The sequence below is a fragment of the Streptococcus sp. 'caviae' genome, from assembly GCF_001937065.1.
Lineage (GTDB): Bacteria > Bacillota > Bacilli > Lactobacillales > Streptococcaceae > Streptococcus.
Genome location: NZ_MOWR01000003.1, coordinates 92,396 through 108,442, shown reverse-complemented (window position 1 = coordinate 108,442; position 16,047 = coordinate 92,396). Strand labels below are relative to the sequence as shown.

The 16,047-nt window shown below is 43.9% G+C and carries 12 protein-coding genes; all 12 read right to left on the bottom strand.

Going from position 1 to position 16,047, the window contains the following annotated elements; translation table 11 throughout:
• The 12 genes from BMI76_RS04160 to BMI76_RS04105 all read right to left on the bottom strand — a co-directional run bounded on the left by BMI76_RS04160 (position 1) and on the right by BMI76_RS04105 (position 15,979).
• On the bottom strand, positions 1-4,395 hold the full coding sequence (locus BMI76_RS04160) for a glycoside hydrolase family 70 protein (RefSeq protein WP_075346346.1): 4,395 nt from the start codon (positions 4,393-4,395) through the stop codon (positions 1-3).
• Positions 4,396-4,579: 184 nt separating this feature from the next.
• On the bottom strand, positions 4,580-5,500 hold the full coding sequence (locus tag BMI76_RS04155) for an AEC family transporter (protein ID WP_075346345.1): 921 nt from the start codon (positions 5,498-5,500) through the stop codon (positions 4,580-4,582).
• A 108-nt stretch (positions 5,501-5,608) separates the two neighbouring features.
• A complete protein-coding gene (locus tag BMI76_RS04150) occupies positions 5,609-7,384 on the bottom strand; it encodes an ABC transporter ATP-binding protein (protein ID WP_075346344.1) in 1,776 nt (591 codons plus the stop codon).
• A gap of 8 nt (positions 7,385-7,392) precedes the next feature.
• Positions 7,393-9,129, bottom strand: a complete 1,737-nt coding sequence (locus tag BMI76_RS04145) for an ABC transporter ATP-binding protein (protein ID WP_075346343.1) — start codon at positions 9,127-9,129, stop codon at positions 7,393-7,395.
• Positions 9,130-9,144: 15 nt separating this feature from the next.
• Positions 9,145-9,618, bottom strand: a complete 474-nt coding sequence (locus BMI76_RS04140) for a GNAT family N-acetyltransferase (RefSeq protein WP_075346342.1) — start codon at positions 9,616-9,618, stop codon at positions 9,145-9,147.
• Positions 9,618-11,486 (bottom strand): ABC-F family ATP-binding cassette domain-containing protein, encoded by a 1,869-nt coding sequence (locus tag BMI76_RS04135; RefSeq protein WP_075346341.1) that lies wholly within the window; start codon positions 11,484-11,486, stop codon positions 9,618-9,620. The genes BMI76_RS04140 and BMI76_RS04135 overlap by 1 nt, the downstream gene beginning before the upstream one ends.
• Positions 11,479-12,690, bottom strand: a complete 1,212-nt coding sequence (locus BMI76_RS04130; RefSeq protein WP_075346340.1) for a CCA tRNA nucleotidyltransferase — start codon at positions 12,688-12,690, stop codon at positions 11,479-11,481. Before BMI76_RS04130 ends, BMI76_RS04135 begins: the two co-directional genes overlap by 8 nt.
• Positions 12,687-13,454, bottom strand: coding sequence for a 4-hydroxy-tetrahydrodipicolinate reductase (dapB, locus tag BMI76_RS04125; RefSeq protein ID WP_075346339.1), 768 nt, complete (start codon positions 13,452-13,454; stop codon positions 12,687-12,689). The genes BMI76_RS04130 and dapB overlap by 4 nt, the downstream gene beginning before the upstream one ends.
• On the bottom strand, positions 13,451-14,311 hold the full coding sequence (locus BMI76_RS04120; RefSeq protein ID WP_075346338.1) for a DegV family protein: 861 nt from the start codon (positions 14,309-14,311) through the stop codon (positions 13,451-13,453). Before BMI76_RS04120 ends, dapB begins: the two co-directional genes overlap by 4 nt.
• A 5-nt stretch (positions 14,312-14,316) precedes the next feature.
• A complete protein-coding gene (locus tag BMI76_RS04115; RefSeq protein ID WP_075346337.1) occupies positions 14,317-14,691 on the bottom strand; it encodes a DUF1149 family protein in 375 nt (124 codons plus the stop codon).
• Positions 14,692-14,760: 69 nt separating this feature from the next.
• Positions 14,761-15,282, bottom strand: coding sequence for a hypothetical protein (locus tag BMI76_RS04110; protein ID WP_075346336.1), 522 nt, complete (start codon positions 15,280-15,282; stop codon positions 14,761-14,763).
• A gap of 193 nt (positions 15,283-15,475) precedes the next feature.
• Positions 15,476-15,979, bottom strand: a complete 504-nt coding sequence (locus BMI76_RS04105; RefSeq protein ID WP_075346335.1) for a phosphatase PAP2 family protein — start codon at positions 15,977-15,979, stop codon at positions 15,476-15,478.
• Positions 15,980-16,047: the final 68 nt, after the last annotated feature.

The window sequence follows — 16,047 nt, the reverse complement described above, 5'->3', positions numbered from 1 at the left end:
TTATAAATAACGTGCAATCCCCCAGCGGTTGATAAAGATTCTTCTGCCATTCGCTAAGGTAAGGACTTTATTATAAACCATGCTGCCGCTGTCCTTATCGTAATAGCGCATCAGCCCCCAGCCATCATAGGCAACATCACCTTTAACCTGCTTACCTTCTCTGGTAAAGAAGAGCTGCTGATTATTAATGTACTGACTGCCTGTTACTGCTGTTCCGTCTGAGCCCAGATAATACCAACTACCATCTTGGTCTGCTTCGAAACGATTGGTTTGCAGCTCGCCTGAATCTGCATGATAATAACGGATCTTGCCATTATCATTGACAAAGCTGCCCTTAACTTGCTTGCCATCCTGGGCAAAATAGAGTTTTTGCCCATTGATTGTCTGGCTGCCCGTTACCGCTGTTCCGTCTGAGCCAAAGTAATACCAATTATTTTGACTGTCTGTTGCAAAAATATCATGCGCCAGCTCACCTGAATCTGCAAGGTAATAGTAGAGTTTGCCGTCACTATTAGTGATAATCTTTCCTTTGACTTGTTTGCCGTCTTGGTCAAAGTAGTAAGACTTACCGTCAATAGTTTGAGCACCTGTCAGCGCTGTTCCGTCAGCTCCAAGGTAATACCAGTCACCATTGCTGTCATTGGCAAAACGATTGACAACCATATTGCCTGAGCCATCGTCGAAATAGCGTTTTTTACCATCAGCATCGGTTATCCATTCACCCTTGACCTGATAGCCGTCCTGATCAAAGTATTGCGTATTGCCATTGATTGTTTGCAAGCCTACTGCCATGACGCCGTTGGCATCAAAGTAACGCCACTTCGTATCTCCCTCAAAGGAATAATAGTCATTGCTGTAGCGATTGCCCAGACGGCCAAAGTAATTCTTGGTACCGTCAGCATTTTCCAAAATAGCCTCGCGCAGCTGAACGCCATTAGGCAGGAAGTACTGGACTTCATTATTTAAATGCTGCAGACCGTAAACCATATGGCCGTTATTATCGAAATAATACCAATTGCCTTTGGCGTCCTGAACAAAGCTGTCTTTGGCCTGATAGCCGCTGCTTGAATAGAAGGTCAGTCCGCTGCCATCATTAACGAAACCTGTTAAAGCTTCTTGGTTAGTCAGCTGTTTAGGCAGATAGGTTTCCTCACCGTCCAAAGTGAAGTACTTATCGCTGGCTGCATCTTTGAGGACATAGCCGACACCGCGTCCCAGAATATTGGTACCGTTGAAATACTTGGCCTGCCATTGGGTAATCTTTTCGCTCGGATCCATTTTTTGACCGTTCGAAATTTGAGTGCGTTCAAAGATGCTAGGGTATTTAGCTTTCAGCTCGTCTAAGAAAGCTCCGCCGTACTTAGCCTGATAGTCATCACCCTTGGTCTTAGTATTAGCCAGATAAAGCGTATCCTTAATTTCAGAATCGTGACGGTATGCACCATAATTATTGACACGGGTTGCTGTTACGACTTCTCTGCCCGGAAGATTGTAAATTTGATCCGGCACCCAATCGGCAATGACTTGAATACCATTGCGGTGCAGCGCTTTAAGAGCATCGATCATATCCTGCTGAGAACCGTATTTGTTGTTCTTGCTCATGGCAAGATCATAGCGGTCTTCGAAGGCATAGCCATTTAAAATGATTGAATCAAGGAAAGAACCATCTTCAGATGACACATACTGCGGTGCCATTTCAAAGGAGGTAACACCCCAAGATTTGAATAAATCAACATTTTGAGCAATTAATTTATTGGTGTATTCAGAGTCCTTGGTAACGAAATCTTGGAAGTTTGAGAAACCTTCATAGATTAACTGTGAATCCAGAGCGCTTGAAGAATTATAAACCTGACCGTCAGCATTGGCCTTGTCGCTGGCTGCCACGCGGACGTCTTGGCTGTCACTGGCTCCTACTGGCACCCAGACAGCTAGGTAACCGGATACCTGCGGATTGAGATAGCCTTGAATATCAGCCGCCGTAAAGACTAATTCACCCTTATCGTTTGTCTTGCGGTAAAGCGATTTAGCAGCATCGTCAGATGCGTAGGTGGCAAGTCCGTCCTGAGTTGTTAAGATGAGCGGGCGGTACTCTTGATTTTTGTGGGCTGCCCCCATATTAACAACTACTTTATCATCGGCCCTTAGTTTCAAGCTTGGGTTATTGCTGGTAATGACAGCCATTCCTTGGGTCTTGGTGGCTTCATTGCCGCTGTCAGTCGCTTCATTAGCTCCTGTACCATAGCGCACAGATGTTAAGACGCCGGTATAATCCCAATCCATATTGGTCTTATCACCCTCAACATAGGTTATCTGCATATCCTGACCGCCGGCTGCATACTTGATGCGAGCTTTCATTAGGGTTTCAATGGCATCGTAGTACGGTGACTTAGTAGCCATGTACTGTCCATCGTCAGTATACATATCACCATAGTAAACACGGGTGATGGAATCCTTGTTGGATAACATCAAGGCATAAGCTGTCGGAATATTAGACTGGGTATATTTCTTATTGGCCTGACGCATGTCTTCATTATAAATCTTGAAGGCCTGCTTCAGCTCATCCAGCGTAAAGGTTAAACCATCTGTATTAGGATTGATATTGTCTTTGATAATCTTGGCAATAACCGTCTGAACTTCACTGTCATGAGCTCGGATAAAGATATAGTTGGCCATACGTTCGCTGTTTTTGCCCTCAGCTGAACGGTCATTCAAACTGTTGGTAATAACAGATTCCAATCCGCTGCGAACATTGCTTTTATCTGTTGCATCTTTTTCAAGAGGACGGGCCAAGGCATAGAGGAGCGACAGACGCAGCTTATTGTCAATCGGCAGCTGTGCCCCGTAAGTATCTTTGTTGTACTGCGGGTCATTGTCTGACCAAGCTTCTAAGATAGACAGGTGATCAAGGGCGTTTTTCTCGCTCTTATCCACACCATAGTAAGCTTTGAAATAGTCTGAGGCGATTTGAAGCAGGTCAGCATTGACATTGTCAACGGCATCAATCCGTACGCCGTCAAAATTAGCTTCAGGGTCGTTGGCCACAATAGAACCATAGTTCATTAAATAATGAAGCCAGTTGAGCTGCTCTGCCTGAACAGCAGGATTGGAATTGTCAATATCATTCGCCAGGAGGAATTCATAGCCCCCCATAGAATTATCATCGAAATACTTTTGCTCCCCTGTCTGACTGGTTGGTGTGCGGTTGAGCAAACGGTAGTCAGAATCAGCATGAGGGGTACGTTCATCATTGACATAGAGAAGAGCTCCGCCCTGAAGGTGGTCTTTTTCACCAGCCGAACTATCGGATTCTGTCTCAATATTCCAATTGGACTGAGTCTTCACAAAACTGTTGATAATGTCACGCAGCCACTCTATCTGCTGGGTTTGCGAAATTTTAGCTTCAATCTTTGCCTGAACATTTTGGGCAGCTAAGTTCAGACTTTCCTGACTGCTGTCAGCCGTATAGCTAGTGCCTGTTCCCAGTCCCTGCTCATTCATGTAATTCAGATAAGCTACCTGCGTTTGCTTATCAGGCCACCAAGACATCAAAAGCGGACGAAGATCCGATTCGGTTGACGCTGTCCAGGTCTTGCCGTCTTTCAGGATGTCTTTAGGACGGTACCAAGAGTCCGCTGTTACATAATTATCAACGGTTTCAAGACTCTCCTTCTCAAAATTAACGATTTGGTTGTGCGGTGTATACTCATTATTTAAAGATGTCAGACCTTGAGTAAACTGATACTGTGCCGTATCCGACAGAGCCCCTGTTTCTTTATCAAAGAACAGTGTTGCCCCATCGACAGTCAAGGCAAAGTTCTTTTTCACTTGACCGTCTGAGCCAATATAATAATACTTGTCATCAATCTTTTTGACATTTGGAATGGCTGATAAATCAGCATCACTTAATTTTTTTGTTTGATTTTGATCAGCCGTCTGAGCCGCTGTCACACGTTCTCCTGACGTCTGAATTTTGGCTGCTCTTGTTGTCTCTGAGCTTGCTGCCTGTTCATGTTCCGGAGCTGTCACTGCCTCTTCAGTGCTTTCCTGAACAGTGGTACTCTGGCTCTGAGCTTGATTCTCTGTTGTTTCAGTAACCGTTTGGCTGCTTTGTTCCTGAACTTGCTGAGCTTCCTGTTCGCTAACCTGTGCTTCTTGTTCAGTGACCTGTTGTGCTTGGCCGCTTTCTGCGGCAGACTGATCAGCTGCAGAGGTCTCCGCTGTGCTCTCACTCTGACTTTGCTGAGTGACAGCAACCTGATTATTCGCTGCCTGTTCAGTCTCCGCTGCAGATACATTCAGCCCTGCACTGCCCAAAGTAAGTATGCTGGAGGCAACGGCGATTGTCACCCAGTGTTTTTTCACTTTGCGCATTTTATAACGTAGTTTCGTTTCCATAAAAATTCCTCCTTTTATTAGTTCAACATTATAACTTCATAATCCTATAAAACTGATGACGCCCGGATTACAAACTTCTTTCTTTGTTTTGCTAACTGATTAAGGCCAAAAACCTAGAAATGTTTTTTAATCAGAATATAATCTGTTGATAAAAAATAAAAAACCCAGTCAAGCGACCGAATTTTTATAGATATAAAAGACTTGCAATTGTCATATTTATCGGTATGGAAACCAGTGACAAAATCGTTGTCAGGAGTACTAGGCGCGAACCATATTCATAATCGCCGCCGTAAACCTGACTGAGCAAGGCAGCATTCATGGCTGTCGGCGAACAGGAGGCTATTGTCAGTGCCAGCTTCATATCATAAGCCTCTACCGGCAAAAGCCAGATAAGAATGATACTGACTAAAGAAGTCACAAACAAGCGCAGAAAGGCTGTGTAATACGCCGGCTTGTAGAGAAAAATCTCCTTAAAGTCAGCCTTGTAGAAATAAGAGCCCAGAACCAAAGTTGATAAAGGCGTGTTTAATTTAGCTATCGTTTCAATAGCATCAGTCATAACTCCGGGCAACTCATAAGGCAGGCTAAAGAAAAAGAGTCCGATAACCGTTGCAATCATGGCAGGGTTGATAAAAAGAGACCGCCAATTAATAGCACTTTTATTTTCGGCAATGAGATAGAGACCGTAAGTCCACTGCATAATCTGATTGGCAACAACAAAACCTGAGATGAAAAAGACTGCATTAGTACCGCCTACGGCTTCCGCCAAGGGTGTTCCCATAAAGCCGACATTGGCAAATAAGGCTGCATACCTGTCCATATTGCGATCATCAGCCAGCAGAAATTTTACCAGAAATATCCGTGTGATAAGGAGAAAGAAGGCAGAACCGATCATGATTAAGAGCAGACTCAGCCGTTTAACAGAAAACTCCTGACTGATAAAGGAAGAAACAAACAAACTCGGCGCAACATAGGTCGTCAGCAGTTTTGATAATTTAAAGGTGACATCCTTGGTAAAAATATCCTTATAGGCTAGAAACATTCCTGCTCCCATAATCAGGAAAAGCACTACTAATTTCTGAAAAACCAGACTTGCAATGGCCATAAAAACTCCTTCTATTCTGCTTTTGCTTTCTTATAACATTATCTTGTAAGAACCAACGAAATGATTCTGAATTTCCCCTTTAAGCAAGCAGCCAGACTGTTTTAACTGCTAAGCTTTTGCCGATTGGCTAAACTGGCTCATATACAGATCATAATAGAAACCTTTATCAGCCAGCAAGCTTTGATGGTTCCCCTGCTCAATAATTTGCCCGTCTTTCAAAACAAGGATTTTATCAGCTTCCTGAATGGTTGACAGACGGTGGGCAATAACAAAGCTGGTACGGCCCTCCATGAGTTTAGCCATCGCTTTTTGAATCAGCAGCTCCAAACGTGTGTCAACAGACGAGGTTGCTTCGTCCAAAATAAGAATCTTAGGATCAGCTAAAAGAGCTCGGGCAATTGTCAATAACTGTTTTTGTCCCAGAGAAATATTATTTGATTCCTGATTCATCTCCATATTATAGCCACCTGGTAACGTTCTGATAAAATGATCGACATTGGCTGCTTTGGCCGCTGCAATAATGTCATCATCACTGGCTTTTAAATTGCCAAAACGCAGATTTTCCTTAATCGTTCCTTCGTAGAGCCAGGCATCTTGCAAAACCATTCCAAATTGCTGACGGTAGTCCTGGCGGGACAGGTGACGGATATCATGACCGTCAACCTCAATAGCACCCTGGGTGACATCGTAAAAACGCATCAAAAGATTAATCAAAGTTGTCTTACCGGCACCTGTCGGACCAACAATAGCAACCATTTCACCAGGTTTAACATCCAGATTAAAATGGCGGATAAGCGGTTTATCAGGTGTGTATTGGAAAGAGACATCCCGAAAGCTGACCTGACCGGTCAAATCATGCTCCAGTTTTTCAGTTGGCTGACTGACTTCATTTTCTTCATCCAAAACTTCAAAAATACGCTCCAACGATGATTTGGCACTCTGCAAAACACCTGACAGCTGGGTGATTGTCTGAATTGGCTGACTGACCTGCCAAATATACTGCACAAAAGCCTGCAGATTGCCAATAGTCAGTTTTCCTGCCAAAACCTGCAAACCGCCCACAACTGCAACAATCAGATAAGCCCCATCTGAAATAGCATTGAGCACTGGCATCATGGTTCCCGAGATAAAACTTGCTTTAAAGCCGACGTTGCGCAAATTTTCCGTAATATCACGAAAATCTGCCGCAGATATGTCTTCACGACCATAGAGTTTGATGACATTAAAACCTGTCAAATTTTCCTGAACAAAGCTATTCATATCTCCCAGAGCATTAGCCTGCTTTTTAAAATAGGGCTGGGATTTTTTCAAAATAAAGCGGGCGCTAAAATAAGTCAGAGGAATGCAGGCAATAACAATCATAGCCAAAGGCAGATTAAGACTGAGCACCATAGCAATCACCAGAATAATCGTCAAAAAAGCATTGATAATCTGCAAAAAACTCTGCTGCAAAGCATTTGAAACGGTTTCAACATCATTGGTAAAGCGCCCCAGCATATCTCCGAATTGATGCCTGTCAAAATAAGAGACGGGAATCTTGTTGATTTTTTCACTCAAATCTTGACGTAAATCACGGATACTTTTCTGAACAGCATTGGTCATAAAATAGTTGGATCCATAAGAACCAATACTGTAAAGAAGGCCGCGCAAAAAATAGAGCAGTAAAATTCCAAAAATATAGCCAGTATTGATACGGGCTCCGCTGACACCGCGGGCCATATCGAGCAGATTAGCCGTCAGCTCCGTCATCACAAGCCCCAGAATAAAAGGTTCGAGGACATTCATGACACTGCTGAGAATTTTAAGGAAAATAGCAAGAAAAAGCGACCTTTTATAGGTTTTTAAGTACTGCCACAAGCGAAGAAAAACATTTTTCTGTTTCATGAGTCCTCCTAACCTTCTGTCAAACTATGATTATCAATCTGCGAATTAGCAATTTCGCGGTATATCTCATTGGATTTCATTAGTTCATCATGGGTTCCTCGGCCGACAATTTCACCTTCATCCAAGACGATAATCTGGTCAGCATCCATAATGGTTCCGACACGCTGGGCAACTATCAAAACAGTAGCCTGCCCAGTTATTTCTTTCAGACGTGCCCGCAGCTGAGCATCTGTCTTATAATCCAGAGCTGAGAAAGAATCATCAAAGATATAGATATCTGGCTTTTTCACGACAGCCCGAGCAATGGATAAGCGCTGCTTCTGACCGCCTGATAGATTGCTGCCGCCTTCAGCCAAATGGGTATCAAATTTCTCTTTTCGGCTTTCAATGAACTCTTTAGCCTGCGCTACGTCAGCTGCTGAATCCAATTCAGGCAGAGTAGCATCTTCTTTCCCATACTTAAGATTCTCACCGATGGTTCCGGTAAAAAGCAGGGCTCGCTGCGGAATAAAACCGATTTTCTGGCGCAGAGCTTTCAAATTATAATCACGGACATCGACACCGTCAACGAGAATTTTGCCCAAGGTCACATCATAAAATCGCGGAATCAGATTGACCAGTGATGATTTTCCGGATCCCGTACTGCCAATAAAGGCAATAGTCTCACCCGGACCAGCTTTAAAACTGATATCATGCAAAACAGGACTTTCAGTTTCCCCGGGATAAGCAAAGGTGACATTGTCAAACTCCAAATAGCCCTTCGTTTGGCTGTCAACAATGCCGCCTTCATTAGGGTCAATTGAAATAGGCATAGCCATCACTTCCTGAATGCGTTTGCTGGATACAGCCATCCGTGGATACATGGTGAAAATATTGGCAAACATCAGAAAGGAAAATAGGGCATGAAAGCTGTATTCAATAAAAGCAAAAAGATCGCCAATCTTAATCTCAGACTTTTGCAGGGGCTCCAGTGAAAAGTAAACAATTGCCACAATCATAATGATAATAATCTGCACAAAAAGAGCTTCTGTCAGACCGGTTAACTTGAACAGCCGGCTGGAGGTGTTTTCATAAGTGCTGTTTTTTTGCGCAAAGCGCTCCTCTTGAAAGGATTCACGGGCAAAGGCACGAATGACCCTAAGACCGGTAAGATTTTCACGCACATACTGATTAACCTTATCCAGTGTACTTTGCTGCTTCTCAGACAAGGGACGTGTTTTAGCCGCCACATAATAAACAACCAGAATTAAAAAAGGGATGGCAACAACGACAACCCAAGCCAATGAGGCGCTGGTCAAAAGAACCATAACGACACTGGAGACCATCATCATGGGAGTCACAATCCCCATTCGCAGCGACATTTCAGCAAACTGCATGAGAACAAAGGCATCGCTGGTCATACGTGTCACCAAGGAAGCGACACCGATTTTTTCATATTCGTGGTGGGAATACTGCTGCAGTTTGTCATACATATCGTTTCGCATATCACGAATCATCGTTGTTGTCAGTCTTCCCGAAGCATAGGCCAGTGTAATCCGCCCGGCTATACCAAGCAAAACAATAATAAGCATGATCGCAGCCCAAAAATAAAGAGCCTTTTTATCAGCCGGTGTGATTCCCTGGTCAATCATTCGGGCCAAAGCTGTCGGCAGCCCTAAATTCACCACAACAAATAAAAAAGCACCTAAAATATCCAGTATCAGCCATTTAGGATACTTTTTCAAATAAGACCAAATATAAGCCATATCCTCTCCTTTTTCTTATAAATCCTTTAGCATCCAAACATCCATAGCATCATGCGAATTTCCAAAAGACATGGGAGCTTCTAAAGCGGTAAAACCAAAATGCTCATACACCTTAAGAGCCTGCTTGAGTACCTGCGAACTTTCCAGGTAGAGCTTAATAAATCCCTCTTTTTGAGCCTCCTGAAAAATACGCCTCAGCAAAAGGCTAGCTATGCCCTTGCCGCGATAGGCTTCATGCACATAGAGTTTTTGCAGTTCCGCTGTTTCTTCAGAAACAGGGGCAAATCCGCCAGCTCCAATAATCATCTGATTGTCTTCTACAACAAAATAAGCTGATCTGGGAGTAGCTTGATAATAACCCGCCAAATCATCTAAATAAGGATCAAAGTAGGCGGTGCCCTCAATAGCCAAATCTTCTTTTTCTAAGGAATGGCGAATTAGCTGGGCAACTGCTGCATTGTCTCTTTTTTCAATAGGTCTTAGCTGCATTAGTTCTCCAACTCACTCAAGTATTCATAGCGCTCGTATTTTTCCAGGAGCTGATCATTGGCAGCATCTAAATCACGCTGCAGACTGGCTAACTGGCCGTAATCTGAAGCATTTTCCTGCATGGCTGCCTCGATTGTTTCGATTTTGTCTTCCAAAGCCGCAATATCATCGTCGATCGTCGTCCACTCCTGCTTTTCAAAGTAAGACATGCGCTTCTTTTCGCTCTTAACCCTTTCAGTCTTAGGTTTTTCCATTTTTTGTGCCATAGCAGAGCTGGATTTCTCAAATTCCTTTTCATCCAGATAATCGGTATAATTGCCAAAAAATGTACGGATTCCGCCGTCTTCAAATGCCAGAATTTTAGTGGCGACCTTATCCAAAAAGTAACGGTCGTGACTGACCGTGATGACAGGTCCGGCAAACTGCTGAAGAAAATTTTCAAGTACCGTCAGGGTGGCGATATCGAGGTCATTTGTCGGTTCATCCAGCAACAAAACATTGGGTTTTTCAATGAGAATTTTGAGCAGATAAAGACGCTTCTTCTCACCGCCCGACAGCTTGGAAATCAGTGTCCCATGGCTTGATCTGGGAAAGAGAAATTGCTCCAGCAGATCCGTAACACTGCTGCTTCCACCAACTGTCTTGACCTCATCAGCAACTTCCTGCAGGTAGTTGATAACCCGCTTATCCTCATCCATATCTTTGATCTGCTGCGAAAAGTAGCCAATGCGAACGGTCTCTCCGGTAATGAGCTGCCCGGAATTGGGCTGTAAATCACCATTGATGAGATTGAGCAGGGTCGATTTCCCGACGCCGTTATCACCAACAATCCCAATGCGATCCTTATTTTGAATCAGCAGGTTAAAATCAGACAAGATCGATTTATTCGGAAAGGCAAAATCCACATGTTCAAACTGAATGACCTTCTTACCGATACGGCTGGTTTCAAAGTTGATTTCAAGGTCAGTTGAAGTCCTTGAACCTGACAGATCGGATTTGAGATCATGAAATCGGTTAATGCGAGCCTGCTGCTTGGTTGCTCTGGCCTGCGGCTGCCTGCGCATCCAAGCCAGTTCTTGCTTATAGAGCTGCTTTTTCTTGTGCAGGCTGGCAGCATCGCGTTCGTCCTGTTCCGCACGCAGACGCACATAATCCTGGTAATTTCCCTGATATTCCAGCAAACGAGCCCTGTCCAATTCAAAGATACGAGTGGCTACATTGTCCAAAAAATAGCGGTCATGGGTGATAAAAAGCACAGTCCTGCGGCTGCTCTTTAAATAATTCGTCAGCCAAGCAATGGTGTCAATGTCCAGGTGGTTGGTCGGCTCATCTAAAAGCAGTAAATCAGCCTCTGCCAGCAGGACCTGAGCCAGCTGAACCCGACGGCGCATACCACCGGATAGCTGACCGACCAGCTGACTGGTGTCATTGATACCTAACTGAGACAGGACAGTCTTCACTTCGCTTTCAACGGTCCAGGCATCTAAGGCATCCATCTCTGCCATAATCTTTTCCAGCCTGTCCTGATTAGCCTCCTTATAATCCGCCATCAGCATCTCATAAGAGCGAACCAGTTCTATTTCCCGAAGTTCTGATGACAGCACAGTATCAAGCACTGTTTTTGTCTCATCAAAATCAGGCTCTTGCATCAAGTAGGCTATTTTATAGTCATTTTTCTTTAAAAAAGGGGACTTATCCCCATCAAAACCCAGCCTGCCTGAAAGAACATCCAGCAGCGTTGTCTTTCCTGTTCCATTGACACCAATAATACCAATGCGGTCCAGATCGTGGATAATAAAGGAAATATCCTCAAAGACCGTTTTATCACCGACTATTTTACTCAGTCCGTCAACTAAAAAATCACTCACGCCTCAGTTCCTTTCTGACAAAATCAAAAATAGCCTCTCGCTCATTTTTCAAATCACCTGCTACAATAAGCATTTCAATGCGATTCAACAGTTTACCAAGTTCTGGACCCGGCTTAAGTCCCAGTTCCGCTATCAAGTCACCGCCCTTAACAAGAATGTCATGTTTATCGTGAATGGTGAGACTGGCATTGAGGTCCTTAATACGCTCAGCGTCAGCAGTCAGCCCCTGAGCCTTGCGCAATTCTTCAGCCAAGAGCATTAAGTCCTCGCCGTAGTGATAGACAGCAGCCTTGTCCGGCTGCCTGTTTTGACGCAAATCATAGACAGCTAGGAGTTTCTCTACCGTCTTTTGAAAATGATTGGCAGTCTTCCATTGCTTCAAAAAAGACTTGGGATTTTTAATATCCAAATACAAAAGCACTGCTGCCCATGCCTGCTCAGACGTCGAAAAAGTAAGGGTTTCCGGCAAATCACTTAACAGCCGCTGCCAATTTTCAGCGGAATCGCCCAGCAAAGGCAGATGGTTGTAAGCCTTGCTGGCAAGCAAATAAGCAATCCCCTTACGCCAAAAAGGAGCCTGTAAAAGTTTATCAAACTCAATAAAAGAGCGCTCTACAGAAATTTTTTCCAATAAGGGCGCATGTTCTTTCATGGCAGCAAAAGTCTCTTCTTCAATATCAAAATCAAGAACAGCAGCAAAGCGCAGGCCTCTCATAATCCGCAGAGCATCTTCATTAAAACGCTCAGCAGCATTGCCGACCGCCCGCAGCCGCTTGTGCTTTAAATCTGCCAAACCGTTAAATTTATCAATCACATGAGACTGCTCATCAAGAGCAAAGGCATTGATGGTAAAATCGCGGCGCTTTAGGTCTTCTTCCAAAGAACGCACAAAAGACACCTGACTGGGTCTGCGGTAGTCCACATAGACATCCTCAGTCCGAAAGGTCGTGATTTCATACTCATGGCCGTTTTCTAAAACCAAGACGGTGCCGTGCTCAATGCCAATATCTACCGTTCGCGGGAAAATCTTCTTGGTCTCTGCGGGATAAGAGCTGCTGGCGATATCTACATCATGAATGGGATGGCCCAGCAAGGCATCGCGCACGCTGCCGCCTACAAAATAAGCTTCAAAACCGGCTGCCTTAATTTTCTCTAATACTGGTAAAGCCTCCTGAAATTCAGAAGGCAGATGTTTTAATTTCATAGTAAATGTTCCAAACCGTAAACGAGCTGCTCTCGCTTGACTGCTTCTTTTATCCCTAAGTTAACGCCGCTCATGAAAGAAATGCGGTCATAAGAATCATGACGAAGCGTCAATCCTTCACCCTGTGCACCAAAAATCACTTCTTGGTGGGCAACCAGACCCGGCAGGCGAACGCTATGGATTCTAAAGCCATCATATTCGGCACCGCGTGCACCGGCCAGAGTTTCCTCTTCATCTTCAGCACCCTGTTTTTTATAAGTACGGGCCTCACGGATGAGTTCCGCAGTCTTGATTGCAGTTCCGCTTGGCGCATCTTTTTTCTTATCGTGGTGCAGCTCAATAATTTCCACATCAGGGAAATATTTAGAGGCCTTGGCTGCAAATTCCATCAGTAAAATAGCTCCGATAGCAAAATTAGGAGCAATCAGGCCGCCCAATTTTCGATCAGCAGACAGGGCTGTTAAATCTGCAATCTGTTCTTCGGTAAATCCCGTTGTTCCAACGACCGGGCAAAAGCCATTTTCTAAAGCAAAGCGCGTATTTTCATAAGCTACTTTAGGCATGGTAAAATCTACCCAGACATCAGCATCAAAACCAGCCAGGTCTGCTTTGTCCGTGAAGACAGGCACCCCATCAAGGTCTTTTTCAGCTGCGAAAGGATCCAACAGAGCAGCCAATTCCAGCTCGCTGTCACTCTTAGCCATATCAACAGCTGTTGAGCCCATTCTTCCCTTAAAACCTGCAACAATCACTTTAATACTCATTTTTCTTCTCCTTTAACTATCGGTACGGCTCCAAGCGCAATCGCTCCTTCTCCCAGATGGGTTGCAATAACCCCGTTGAAAGGAACAATGGCTAAATTTTCTGTATAACCATCCTCCATTAAACGTTTTTGCAAAGCCTCGGCCTTCTTGCTGGCATTGGCATGGATGATATAAGTCATGTAATCGCCGTCTGCAGTAACATCACCTAAGATATCAATCAGACGCTTAACTGCTTTTTTCTCCGTTCTGACCTTTTCAAAAACCTCAATCCTGCCATCAGTAAAATAAAGAATGGGCTTAATGCTCAGCAGATTGCCTAAGAGAGCCGAGCCATTTGACAAGCGGCCGCCTTTAACCAAATGATTGAGATCATCTACCATAATGAAAGCATTGGTCTTTTCAATCATAACCTCCAGATTAGCTAAAATCTGCTCAAAAGACAAACCTTCTTTCCCCCATCTCAAGGTTTCCATGACCATCCATCCCATAGGGCTGGAAGTGATTTTGGTATCCGGGAAAGCAATTGTTAAATTGTCGTATTCCTCAGTCAGATATTGAATATTTTGATGGAAACCTGAAATACCGCCTGATAGAAAAAGGCCGATAACATGGGTATAGCCATCTTTTTCCAGCCTTGTCAGCAAGTCGCTCAGTTCCGCCAAACTGGGCTGGCTGGTCTTAGGCAGTTCCGCAGAAGCCGCCATTTTCCTATAAAACTCATCCAAGGTTAGATTTTTACCTTCAATGTAAGTTTCACCCTCAATGGTAATCTCAATGTCAAGGATAAACAGGCTCTTGCTTGGCCTAAAATCTTGCGGAAGATAGACCGATGAGTCCGTAATCACAGCTAATTTCATCTCTTTTAGAACTCCAGTGTAATGCCTTCTCTATCCAGCGCAATTTCCGTCACTTCATAGGTCATGCGTTTCAAAATATCTAAAAGCGGTGCTGCCAGTGTTGCCACTTCTTCTTGTGAAAATTCACTGGGCTGGTTGACAATACGATCCTTAATCTTGACCATCTGCGACAAGACACCGCTGAGAACAAATTCATCACGCACAATCATAAACTGCAAAACAGCTACAACTGTGGTTTCGTTTAACTCCTCATTTTTTTCAACTAATTGGAAGGTTACCTCAACATCGGTTTCCGGTGTTCCGTTTTCTTTCTCCCATTCTAAATTTCTGGCATCGTAATGATACTGGTTGACAAACTCTTTTTGACGTACAATTTCCATTGTTTTCTCCTTGTTTCACATTACTTTTCATTATAGCACACTTAAAAGTAAAATTAAAGAAATCCCTTATCAGAATTTCTTTTGCGGATGCTTGGCAACGATGTCTGGATGCCGCTCTAAAACAGCCCTCCCCTTATCTGTTAATTGATAGCCTCTAAGGTCAAACAGAGCTTCCAGCTCCTCATTGGAATAAAGCTGTGCAAGAGTTTTTTCTGCATCAAGGCGTTTCATTTTGGACAGCCCTTTAACATGCTGCAGCTGCAAAAATTCCTTTAATTTGGGCACAGCCAAATGTTTCAAGGACTCAAAGGCCGTATTCAGTCTGACATAGTTTTCTTGAATAAGCCAGTCTAATTCTTTTTGGGCATCGATACCGTAGCTGGTATAAAAATACTTATGGTGGGAAGACTGATTGGTGTAGGTGCCAAAGCTAATCCGCCAAAGCATAATGATATGGCCGGGCAGCAGACTTTCTGCTGTGCGTACCATATTGCGCTTGGGAATGGGCTTTTTTAGGAGCTCCTCCTGATAGTGGGGAGCAAAATAAGGAAGTTCTGCGTGATTTTCATAGACATCATAAAAATTTTTCATGCTCCTATTGTAACAAAAAAAGAGCAGCACCCAAATCATTTCTTCCTCAGAAATTGATGGTGCAAGCCCTTCTCTTTTAGTTAACGGCCATGGCTTGATTTAGCCGCAAATAAGATTTACTTTTTAGTTTTTCTTTATGCTTTAAAAAATTTTACAGCCTCTAAGCGCAGCTGTGTCAGAACCGCCAAACCCATCAGAGCAAAAAAAGCAGGCTGCCTGCTGCAAGACCGATTAGATAGCCGGCAATAACATCTTTGGGATAATGAACACCGCCTAAAACACGGCACAAGGCCAATAAAAGAGACAGCAGCAGCAAAACAAGGCCCAGAAAAAGAGTTTCATGCAGGACGCAGACACTGATAACCGTCGCCGAAAAAACATGGCGGCTGGGCATAGACTGCCCCTTTGTTTGCTTGGTAATCAACGGCTGAATTTCCCAGACTTCATAAGGTCTGGGACTGTTAAGAATCCGCCTGACCAGCGACAGCAAAATAAAAGCCGTAGCTGGAATGATAATATAAGGCCCCAAAGCCCCTATCGTTTTTTGAGACCAACAAAGATAGGCCAGCAAAAGCAGATAGAGAATGGGCATCAGCTTAGTAATAAGACTATTTGTCCATTTGATGAGCCGGATAAGTCCAGGTCTTGTTCGGATTGGTTCCGTCAAATTTTCATAAAAGACTGCGTAATTTTTCATCTGTCATCTGCATTTCTAAGAGATACTGGAAGGCTGAGACAGACACGATTGTGCTCCAACCATGCCTG

Excerpts from the sequence above, each read along its gene's own strand:
- BMI76_RS04160 (WP_075346346.1), bottom strand. The coding sequence starts at position 4,395 with ATGGAAACGAAACTACGTTATAAAATGCGCAAAGTGAAAAAACACTGG.
- BMI76_RS04155 (WP_075346345.1), bottom strand. The coding sequence starts at position 5,500 with ATGGCCATTGCAAGTCTGGTTTTTCAGAAATTAGTAGTGCTTTTCCTG.
- BMI76_RS04150 (WP_075346344.1), bottom strand. The coding sequence starts at position 7,384 with ATGAAACAGAAAAATGTTTTTCTTCGCTTGTGGCAGTACTTAAAAACC.
- BMI76_RS04145 (WP_075346343.1), bottom strand. The coding sequence starts at position 9,129 with ATGGCTTATATTTGGTCTTATTTGAAAAAGTATCCTAAATGGCTGATA.
- BMI76_RS04140 (WP_075346342.1), bottom strand. The coding sequence starts at position 9,618 with ATGCAGCTAAGACCTATTGAAAAAAGAGACAATGCAGCAGTTGCCCAG.
- BMI76_RS04130 (WP_075346340.1), bottom strand. The coding sequence starts at position 12,690 with ATGAAATTAAAACATCTGCCTTCTGAATTTCAGGAGGCTTTACCAGTA.
- dapB (WP_075346339.1), bottom strand. The coding sequence starts at position 13,454 with ATGAGTATTAAAGTGATTGTTGCAGGTTTTAAGGGAAGAATGGGCTCA.
- BMI76_RS04120 (WP_075346338.1), bottom strand. The coding sequence starts at position 14,311 with ATGAAATTAGCTGTGATTACGGACTCATCGGTCTATCTTCCGCAAGAT.
- BMI76_RS04115 (WP_075346337.1), bottom strand. The coding sequence starts at position 14,691 with ATGGAAATTGTACGTCAAAAAGAGTTTGTCAACCAGTATCATTACGAT.
- BMI76_RS04110 (WP_075346336.1), bottom strand. The coding sequence starts at position 15,282 with ATGAAAAATTTTTATGATGTCTATGAAAATCACGCAGAACTTCCTTAT.
- BMI76_RS04105 (WP_075346335.1), bottom strand. The coding sequence starts at position 15,979 with ATGAAAAATTACGCAGTCTTTTATGAAAATTTGACGGAACCAATCCGA.